General features: G+C 65.5%; 6 protein-coding genes. 3 read left to right on the top strand and 3 right to left on the bottom strand.

Annotated elements, in window-relative coordinates:
* Window positions 1-141: NmrA family NAD(P)-binding protein (locus ABFE16_16690; protein ID MEN6346943.1), on the bottom strand; the 141-nt coding region annotated here is incomplete at its 3' end.
* Window positions 142-418: 277 nt separating this feature from the next.
* On the opposite strand from ABFE16_16690, the gene ABFE16_16685 reads away from it, so the two are divergent.
* Window positions 419-634, top strand: a complete 216-nt coding sequence (locus tag ABFE16_16685; GenBank protein MEN6346942.1) for a hypothetical protein — start codon at window positions 419-421, stop codon at window positions 632-634.
* A gap of 229 nt (window positions 635-863) precedes the next feature.
* Here ABFE16_16685 and ABFE16_16680 read toward each other — a convergent pair whose 3' ends face one another.
* Complete coding sequence (locus tag ABFE16_16680; protein MEN6346941.1) at window positions 864-2,165, bottom strand: hypothetical protein; 1,302 nt, start codon at window positions 2,163-2,165, stop codon at window positions 864-866.
* 588 nt (window positions 2,166-2,753) lie between these two features.
* Complete coding sequence (locus ABFE16_16675) at window positions 2,754-6,554, bottom strand: tetratricopeptide repeat protein (protein ID MEN6346940.1); 3,801 nt, start codon at window positions 6,552-6,554, stop codon at window positions 2,754-2,756.
* Between the two features lie 451 nt (window positions 6,555-7,005).
* Between ABFE16_16675 and ABFE16_16670 the strand changes: the two genes are divergently transcribed.
* Both ABFE16_16670 and ABFE16_16665 read left to right on the top strand, forming a co-directional pair.
* Window positions 7,006-8,565, top strand: a complete 1,560-nt coding sequence (locus ABFE16_16670; protein MEN6346939.1) for a hypothetical protein — start codon at window positions 7,006-7,008, stop codon at window positions 8,563-8,565.
* Between the two features lie 23 nt (window positions 8,566-8,588).
* Window positions 8,589-10,308: hypothetical protein (locus tag ABFE16_16665; GenBank protein MEN6346938.1), on the top strand; the 1,720-nt coding region annotated here is incomplete at its 3' end.

Here is a 10,308-nt window from a genome sequence, read left to right as displayed (position 1 = left end):
CACCGACACCACTCCTTCTCCGGCCACCGGACTCCGGTGCACCAGGGCGCGCACCGCGTACCCGTGCTCCACCAGCCACGGGACGACATGCCTCCCGATCTTGCCTGATCCGCCGAAGACAGCCACGGACTTGATGTTCATGGAAGGTCCTCTCACGCCCCGAAGTCGCGACCACGCCCTGCACACCTGCGGCAGGAAGCTTCGCTTCCGGAAGTGCCGCGACCTGCCCGCCCTCCATGCCTTCTCCAGGACCTGGTGATAGGGACCCGCAAGACCATCTCGAGCGTGCAACCGAGGCAGAGAACGAGGAGCCAGAGGGCCGCCAGGCCCCGCCAGGACTTGTGGCCACAGCACACGAAGACTCCACTCAGGCGATGGCGCAGTCGATACCCCACCGCAGCGAAGGGAGCCAGAGACGATGTCAGATGCGACCGATCGTGGCAGTTCGGGTAGTGACGGGCTCTGCAGATTGGCGATGGGCATGGGCATGTTCGTCGGAGTCCTCGGTCTCGCGGGGGCGATCTTGTTGCTCTTCAGTAGCAGCACATCGGAGGTGGTCGCCGCCGCTCCGGTATCCCTGCTCGCCTCGGCGGTGGCCTTCGGGCTGGTGGCGATCGCCGCCGCGCGACGCTAGCGGCGACCTCTCTCGGCCCGAGAGCTACGTCAGACCCTCAGCCACTTCGTCGAGGGCCATAGCCGGACCGCTGCGCCCTTTGAAGGCCCAGGTACGGGCCCTACGGGGGAACACGGACCTTCAGGAGGCACAATGCCGTTGCTGCCGGCGGCAGCCTTCTGGGCCGTGACCGGGCAAGCCATGGGGGGCAGGCTCTTCGGCTCCCGCTTCACCGCACCACCCTTGCTAGCTAACCGGCGGGCGTGCGAGCCGCCGGCAGCCGGCCCCAGGCAGGACGACCGGCATCGTCCGCGAGTTTGCGCAGACCCGAGCCGTCGCGGTTCATGATCCACAAGCTGCTCGTTGCATCGGTCCCTTCCCGCTCGAAGGCGACCTGCCGGCCGTCGGGCGAGATGCTGAGTCCGCGGGCGCTGTCGTCGCCGAGGGATGTCAACTTGGTGACCTCTTTGGTCGCGAAGCTGTATTCGAAGAGGTCTGTTTGGATATTCAGGGGGACGTGCATCTGGGTGAAGAGGAAGCCGGACGCGTCAGGCTTCCACTCGATGTCGCGCACCAGCTCGGCCCGGTAAGTGGGCACGAGTTTGTGGCCCCCGGAGGCGTCGCCAACGGTGTTGAGATAGATCCCCCCAAGCTCCTCATCGAGGATGTTGTAGCCCGACCGATAGAGATACCGGTCACTCGTGTCAGGAGTTGGGCCCCAGGCCACCAGGCCAGGGGAGGTCTTCGCGACCACCGGGAGCGGCAGACCAATGGAGCCGTACTTGGGGAGCGCGGGTATCACGCTGATTCCTGAGCAGGTCCGCATGGCATAGGCGAGCGCCGATCCGTCCGCCTTCCAGGAGACCTTGCCGGCGCCGAAGAAGCGGATGCCGGAGTATGCCCCGATCATGAGTGTCCCACCCGCAACCGTCTTGCCCGGCTGGACGTCTGCCAGGGGCGGGGACGGCATAACCCGGTAGAGGCCGTAGATGCCGACTGCAGGCTGCCAGACGTCCGGCCCGAAATCGGCGACGTCGTCGAAGGTTACCGCCCCGTTGCCCGGGACGGACTTGAGCTCCGGTGCGCCCGCCACATACACCTGCACCTGGTCAGTAGTCCAGTTCGAGACGCTCACGGTCACCGAGCCCTTGGGCAGTTTGGCGAGCTCGGCGGCGGCCGGCGCGTTGGTGATGCGTCGGTAGCCGGTTCCGTCGGAGCCAACCGCATAGACATCGCTCTCGTACCACGAGGCCCACGCCTCGTGGTCGCTGGTAAAGGCCAGCTCGCGGCCGTCGAGCCGCCAGGCGAGATAGTGTGGCGGATCCACGAAGAACTTGCGGGGAGCGGTCCAGAGCACCCGGTCGCCCGTCCCATCAGGTGAGACGAGGTGGATGTCATGCGTCGAGAGCCGCACATAGGCGATGATCCCTTGGTCGGCGGCGTCTGCCTGGAGTGGCTGAGGTAGGATCACAGACGCCCACGCAAAGGCACAAGCAAGAGCCAGGAGCACTACCGACCGGTGTTGCTTCGGGCATGCCGTCAGGCTGGTCATGTGCTTCACCCCTTGACCGGATGGCCGCCCCTGGCGGCCGCTGAACGAGGACCGCCGCCTAGGGCACGGTCACGGTCCAGGACACGAAGAGGTCCACCGCCAGGACGATGACGATCGAGCCCTAGATTCAACGCCGCGACGCTCACTCCTTGTCAAGGCGGTCACTTCCAGCGAGTCCATCCAGTGGTGGACTCCGGGCTCCTGATGGCATCGAGCCGGACCATCGGGAAGCAGAGCGCCCCCAAGCGTATGGACGGAGGATTGCCTGCGGCGCCACTCTCGAGCTGGTTCGTGTCGTCCGGGAGTCCACTTCCTATGCTCTCTCGCTCGTGATCGTGTTGAGCGCAGGCAGAGCAAGCCGCCAAGCCTCGCTTCGCCCCCGCTGTCTTGACTGACGGGTGACTGCCTCCCTTCTGTGCCGCTATGCCTCGGCCTCTCTCGGCCCGAGAGCTGCGACAGACCCTCAGCCACTTCGTCGAGGGCCATAGCCAGAACGCCGCGCTGCCCTCCGAGGAGGAACCCGAAGGCCACCACGATCAGCACCAGCACCGCAAGTTGTGTTGGGAGCGCCTCCATGTGCACTCAGCCCTACCCGTCGTCCTTGGTCGGCTCGGCAACCAGCGCCTGGAACCGCGGATCCTCACGCAGGGAGGCGAAGTCCCCGTCCTCGGTGGCAAGAGACCGATAGCGCTGTCCATCGAGACCGATTGCCCGCGCCAGGTGCTCCAACGCCTCTTCAGCTTGCCCCTGCAGCGCCAGCAAACAGGCCAACAGGTAAGCGGCATCACCGTCTCCAGGTTGCGCAGCAGCAACTGGGGACAGCACCTCGATCCCAGCGACGAAGTCCCCCGCAATGCCGTGTGCTGACGCAAGATTGTGGGACGTCCTGGCCCAGTCGGTGGGGAAGGCCTCTTCGGTTCTGACGCGGAGGGCGGCTTCGTAGCAGACGATGGCGCGCTGCAGGTTCTCTGCTCGGTCGCCGGTGGGGAGGTCGCTGTAGGCGTTCCCCAGGTTGTTCTGGATGATGGCCCAGTCCGTGGGGAAGACCCCTTCGGTGTAGACGCGGAGGGCGGCTTCGTAGCAGTCGATGGCGCGCTGCAGGTTCTCTGCTCGGCCGCCGGTGGGTAGGTCGGCGTAGGCGGTCCCCAGACTGTTCTGGGTCATGGCCCAGTGGGTGGGGAAGGCCTCTTCGGTCCTGACGCGGAGGGCGGCCTCGTAGCAGTCGATGGCGCGCTGCAGGTTCTGGGCCCGGTCGCCGGTGGGCAGGCTCCGGTAGGCGCTCCCGAGGTTGTTCTGGGTCATGGCCCAGTCCGTGGGGAAGGCCCCTTCGGTGTAGACGCGGAGGGCGGCCTCGTAGCAGGCGATGGCGCGCTGCAGGTTCTGTGCCCGGTCGTCGGTGGGGAGGTCGGCGTAGGCGTTCCCCAGGTTGTACTGGGTCCTGGCCCAGTCCGTGGGGAAGGCCCCTTCGGTGTAGACGCGGAGGGCGGCTTCGTAGCAGTCGATGGCGCGCTGCAGGTTCTCTGCTCGGTCGCCGGAGGGGAGGTCGGCGTAGGCGGTCCCCAGATTGCCCTGGGTCATGGCCCAGTGGGTGGGGAAGGCCTCTTCGGTCCTGACGCGGAGGGCGGCTTCGTAGCAGTCGATGGCGCGCTGCAGGTTCTCTGCTCGGTCGCCGGAGGGGAGGTCGGCGTAGGCGGTCCCCAGATTGTCCTGGGTCATGGCCCAGTGGGTGGGGAAGGCCTCTTCGGTCCTGACGCGGAGGGCGGCTTCATAGCAGTCGATGGCGCGCTGCAGGTTCCCTGCCCGGTCGCCGGTGGGCACGCTCTGGTAGACGCTCCCCAGGTTGTTCTGGGTTATGGCCCAGTCGGTGGGGAAAGCCTCTTCGGTGCAAACACGGAGGGCGGCTTCGTAGCAGTCGATGGCGCGCTGCAGGTTCTGGGCCCGGTCGCCGGCGGGCAGGCTCTGGTAGACGCTCCCCAGGTTGTTCTGGGTCATGGCCCAGTCGGCGGGGAAGGCCTCTTCGGTCCTAACGCGGAGGGCGGCTTCGTAGCAGGCGATGGCGCGCTGCAGGTTCTCTGCCCGGTCGCCGGTAGGCAGGTCCTGGTAGGCGAGTCCCAGGTTGTGCTGAGTTGCGGCCCAGTCCGTGGGGAAGGCCTCTCCCGTATAGACGCGGAGGGCGACCTCGTAGCAGGCGATGGCGCGCAGCACGTTCTGGGCCCGGTCGCCGGTGGGCAGGTCAGAGTAGGCGTTCCCCAGGTTGTTCTGGACCCTAGCCCAGTCGGTGGGGAAGGCCTCTTCGGTCCTGACACGGAGTGCGGCTTGGAAGCCATCGATGGCGCGCTGCAGATTCCTCGGCCGGTCGCCGGTAGGCAGGTCCCAGTAGGCGATCGCCAGGCTGTTCTGGGTCATGGCCCAGTCGGTGGGGAAGGCCTCTTCGGTGTAGACGCGGAGGGCGGCCTCGTAGCAGGCGATGGCGCGCTGCAGATTCCTTGCCCGGTCGCCAGTGGGTAGCTCCCAGCAGGCGAGCCCCAGATTGTGCTGGGTCCTGGCCCAGTCGGTGGGGAAGGCCTCTTCGGTATAGACGCGGAGGGCGGCTTCATAGCAGGCGATGACGCGTTGCAGTGTCTCGGAGTGCGCCCATGCGAAAGGCCGCAGCTCGTGCAGCCGGTACGCCAGGTTGTGCACGGTGGCCGCCCAGGTCCCATCGCCCAGACGCTCCTGCCAGTCGGCATCGGTCAGGTCGATGCCCTCCCACCAGTCGATCAGATCGCGTGCTCTGGGGCCGTCGCGCCGGTCTCGGGCCGCCTCTACGTGCGCGCACCAGATACCGAAAGCCTCCTCTGGCGCAAGATGGAGATGGTGGTACCAGGCCTCGACCTCAGCGGCCGCTTCGCCGGCTTCATGCCGGGCCTGCCAGTGCTGACGGAACCAGGCATGGAGGTCTTCCGGCGTCAAACGGTCCCTTTGGTCAATCGAGACGAGGTACTTCAGGGCTGCCCGCATCGTCACATGGAGCCTGACGCGGCCGTCCTGGGCGGCTTCGCAGAAGGAGGACGCGGTGAGGCGTCTGAAGGTAGCCGCTGCCGCGTCCGGTCCCACCTCGAGCCGGTCCTTTACCAGCGGCAGATCAAACCAGCGTGCGAAGCTCAGGGCCTTGACGAGGTTCGATGTGGCGTCGTCTCCCAGGGAGGTGAGGAACCTGTTGGCCAACCGGTAGGCCACCTGGTCGTTCGGGATGCCGTGAAACCACTCGGGCGGCGGATCGGCGCCGCGGCCTCCCGGCCCGCGCTCATTGAGCACGATATCCGCGCACAGTCGCACATAGAGGGGCAGGCAGCCTTGTTTCTCCAACTCTCCGCCGCTGCAGCCGTCGATGATGGCAGCCTGCAAGGGAGAGGGCTCACCGGTCTCAGGCGGATGGCCGACGCCGCGGCGCGACAGGTAGCGCTGTGTGTCTGCCGCCGACAGGCCGCCGATGAGGTGCGTCTCCAGATGGGTCCTGAGCTCCGCCTCCTTCAGGCTTGCCCAGTCAGGGTCCACCTGTGGATCCGCCCAGGCGAGACGATCGCGGCCCGCAAGGACCAGGAGTACTCGGCCACCGGGACGCAGGTAGCAGTACAGGTCGCGGATCCAGTCATCCACGAGGGCGCCCTGTGGGCCGGTGGGCCCCTGCCGTCCGGTCCAGAGCGCCTCGTAGGTGTCCATCAGCAGGACCGCCTGGACAGCCTTGCCCGGCCGGGCTGGGGAACCCTCGGTCAGGTCGCCGGCGAAGGCTTCCAAGAGACGATCAGAGAGTTCGTTGCGGCCCAGCCCCTGGAGCAGCAGGACCTCCTTCGTCCCGCCGAGGCGTCGCAGCCACTCCTCAAGGCCGGGGTACTGGGTGCGAAGGCCTGTTGCGGCGTGCCCAAGCGCCGTCTCCAGAGCACTCAGGGGCGAGGCCAGGGGAACCAGTTGCAGCGCGGAGAAAGCGGCCTTGTACCACGGACTGATCGAGATAAGGTCGGCTTCCTGCCCACCCTCCGCGGCGTCCAGAACAGCCCGTACGAGGTCAAACTCGGGGAATTGGAGGCCGTGGCGGCCAAGGGCTACCCGCAGGAGGGTGAGTGCGCGTAGGCGATGGCGGTCGCGCTCATTGCGGAAGTCGACCGCAGCGACGGGCAGCCTCTTCTCCGTTTCGGAGAGGTCGTTCCGGAGCTTCTCCAGCAGCAGCGACTTGCCGATCCCGCCGACGCCGAAGAACTGCAGCACGGGCAGGGGCTGACCCTCGGGAGCGTCCAGATGTGCCTGGAAGGCCGCCAGCGCCTCCCTGCGGTCGGTGAAGTGGTTGATAGCGATGGCGCGGTCGGTGATGTCCTCCGTCTTCTGCTTGCGCGGATCTTTGCCAAGGTCCATCGCTGTCCTCCTGGGGTACGCTTCCGCCCGGCGAGGGAACTCGAAAGCCAGTGAATAGGTGGCCGGTGATCATATCAATGACCAGTTCGGCTCCCCATCGGTCATCTATTGCCCACTTATGACCGCAATTCCTCCCGCAGAGGGGGAGGTCCTGACTATTGTAGCGGTTGAGAGACCCTAGGGCGGAGACCGGGCTTGTAGAAGACTGAGCCAAGAGGCTGCAATCCGCCTGCTCGACCGCCCCCCCGGGGCCGTCCTCTTCTCCTGCCGCACTACGAGCGCCCGTCATCTCGTCACCATCAGTGAGAGCGCTTGGTGGGGCCTCACGAAGTGTTCGGCAGGTGAGCTAACAGTGTGCATGAGGTTACTGTATATGCTTACAGACGATGATATCAAGGTGACAATGGAGGTATAAGGAACTCGAGAGGGAATAGACGTGCTCATATGAACTATGGGCGTCTCCCGCGGAACCAACACGTCTGATTCGCTGATCCGGACATCGACTCTGCCAAGACGCATCCTAGACCGTCTGCCACAAGAGCAGGTCGTCGGTGAGGGCTGGACGCAGGAGTACGCCAACGGGGCTAAGGCCCTTGAACCTACGGTGCAGAATGTGCACCTCAAGAACGTGACCTGCTCCAATGGCACCATCGACTACTTCAGGTGGGATCCCGAGGGTTCGACAGGGCTACAGTCGCCGACGCTGAACTTCACCATCGCGGACGCCGATCCGCACAAGTACGCCTGGATCATCTACTACCGCAAGACCAGCGGCTGCGAGACCTGGACGGGCGAGTACTGGGCTGCCTATGGACTGGTCACGGGTAACGGGCAGGTGGACGAGGATGGGTTGTGGACCCAATCGGTGTCCGTGAACTTGGCCGACACCAACGTGAGCGGCCATCTGGACCCCGAGGTTCACCCGTGGTGTACGTACACCTACGATATCCTGGTGATGGAGTACACGAGCCCCGAGGCCCCCGAGGGTATTGGGGACAAGCGCACGATGGACTACAACTACCTAAAGTACCCCTACTGCCTGTGGGTGCCGGAGACTACGCCGGAGACCCCGCCGCGGGAAGGGCATACGGTGTGGATGCACGTCCCGGAGGCGGAGAACGCCTCTCCCGAACTGCGGGTGACCTACTGGCTCAACGACCAATGCCAGCGCGGCGCCGAGGATCTGGAGCTTGTGGTAGTCGACCCGGACCTGCAGGTGAGACGGGCAGTCGGTGGCCCGTGGCCACAGACCTTGAGCGCCCTGCACGGTGGGGAGGACGCCGATCAGGACGGCGAGCCGGACGGTGTGAAGGTCTACGAGTTCGCTGATGACGATCCGGGCGGGACGTGGCGAGTACTGTGGACTGCGCAAGCGCCCTGCGGTACGAAAACCAAGGATCGCCGCACCCACGACGCCCAGAGAATGCTGGTAGCGAACGGGGCCCGCCTCAGTACGCAATTCTGGGTAGAGGAGGACTATATGGTTAGCCCACGGGGCCCTCTAAGTCCAAAGGGCCAGGACAAACGGTTTCGTAGTGCCTTCGCTCGCGCACAACGGACGGTGGTGGTACCGACTCCCGGAAGCGGGCAGTCACCCTTCCGTGGGGTCCTGCCCACGTCGGATGCCCGGACGAAGTACTCCCGCGACAACTTCTCCCACTACGCGACCCGTAACCGTGGATATGTGCACCTGATAGGAGCCAACGCGGAGACCTCCTATGGTGACAACGGATGGGGGAAGTCGAATGACTACTACAAGTATTCATACGTCTACGTGGGAAGTCAGAAGGTCTGTGGTTGGTCGGATGAGTATACCCTCATTGTCGCGGTTCACGAAGTCGGCCATCAGTTTGGCCTCGATGACGAGCTCGGCGATAAGATGCAGAAGACAGACTCTGGAAAGTTCTGTGTCATGGGGCAAGGGACACCTTCCGCACTGACCGACTACAACTTCTGCGCCAGTTGTCTTGCGAAGATACGAGCATTCCGGTTCAAAGACGGCGTACGTTGATACGGATATGGGAGGCGTTCGCCGTGAGACAGCTGCGGTTGGTTGGCTGTACCATAGCCATTGCTGTGTCCCTCTTTCTGAGTGTGCGAGCGCCGTTCTGTTCTGCCGTCCGTCCCGCCGTCGCTGCTCCGCTACCGACTGTCGCCAGTACCGCAGCGGAGTTCCTTGCTGATCCCCTGGTGCCGCGACTTGCTGACGGGCTCCCTCGTCTTACCTCCGAGGGTGCGACCGCCAAGCAGTACGAGTTGCCCCCGGAAGCAGAGAGAATGGCGGGCGGCGCGCTGATTGGTGCCGCTCCGGGACGCCTAGTGCTGTGCCCGTCCCCGCTCTATGTGAGCGAGTTCAGCATCGGGAGCGAGGTGCTGGTGCCCTGTCTCGGCGCACCGAAGACCGACGCCCTGGCGGAGGCTGCCAGGCAGTTCGCCAACCGCAGGTATGCCGAGGTGTTGCGGCGTCTCGGCGTCGTCGAGATGTCTCCTCCGCTGTGGCAGGGCCTGCTCGACGGCAACTTCCGCGCAGCATGGGTGATGCCTGCGGTCCGTCCAGAGCTGTCTCTCACCCTTGACCTGCGGCCCTGGGACGGAAAAGTCGTGGGACTGCACGCGATCTACACCCCGGGCTTCTGGCGGGAGGAGGAGACCGTCGACCTCCCGGACCTCGCGAGCCGGGTAAGGAGCGAACTGCGTCTGCGAGCCGGTGATGCTTCCATGGTTACGGCTGCCGCCTGGTACCGGATCAAGCCCGAGGGGAAGGAGCAGACGTTCTTCGTCATTGACGTAGCCCGGGGGCCGCGACCGGCGCTTCCCAAGCGTGGCTCAGCTATCCTCGTGGCCGCCACAGGAGCCCCCTTCGGCATGGGCGGGGTACCAGCCCACCTTCCGCGCCGGTACTCGAACCTAGACTTCGATCACCCTGGCCCACGTGACTCCTGGCCCTGCTGGATGACCAAGGGTCTGGCGTATATCGCCTCCCGGGGCCCGGCCTCGGGAGCAGACGTCTTCATCCCTCCACAGGTCATGATCGCTGCGGAGGACGGGACGATGCGGTTCCTCACCTTGAACCTCACGCGGGGCGCCAGATGCCTGGATGTCCAGGGGCACAAAGCCGTGGTCGGTTTTGAGAATGGCACTGTTTGCCTGGTGGACCTCCAGCAAGGGCGGTGCGATATGGGCGATTTCCGCGGAGAGGCGATGGACGGGCTCGCCTTGGCGCCGGAGGGGAACTGCCTGACGCTCCCTGCCGATCGGCGGCGTGGCGACGGAGATCTGTTCATGGTTCGGGTACTCGACACCGGCCTGAGCTCTCTGGCCGCCGCTCGCAGGAAGCGTCTGGATGGTCTGGACGAACTCCCGTGCTGGAGTCCGACCGGTGACCGTGTGGCCTTTGCTCACTCAACCTACGAAGAGGGGGAAGGGCGGAACTGCCAGCTATGGGCCTTCTCCCTCCGGAAGCCGGACCTGGAGGGCGCTAAGCCCGAACTGGTCGTTGGCAACCTGGAGAGCGTCGGCCGCCTGTCCTTCTTCCCCGACGGTCGCCGGCTTCTGGTCTCGCATGGTGACAAGCTCGATGTGGTGGATGTCGAGGCGAAGACCAGGACGCCGCTGAACCTGCCGGCGCTACATGACCCCGACTTGCCCGCGGGCTGCCCCGCCTTGAGGCTGCGTGACCCGGCAGTGAGCCCCGACGGGACGCGCCTGGCCTTCAGCGGCTACAGAGACTCCGGCGACCCCGAGCACGGGACCG

It is taken from the genome of Armatimonadia bacterium (assembly GCA_039679385.1).
In the GTDB taxonomy this organism is placed as follows: domain Bacteria; phylum Armatimonadota; class Zipacnadia; order Zipacnadales; family JABUFB01; genus JAJFTQ01.
This window is presented reverse-complemented; position numbering and strand designations above follow the sequence as displayed.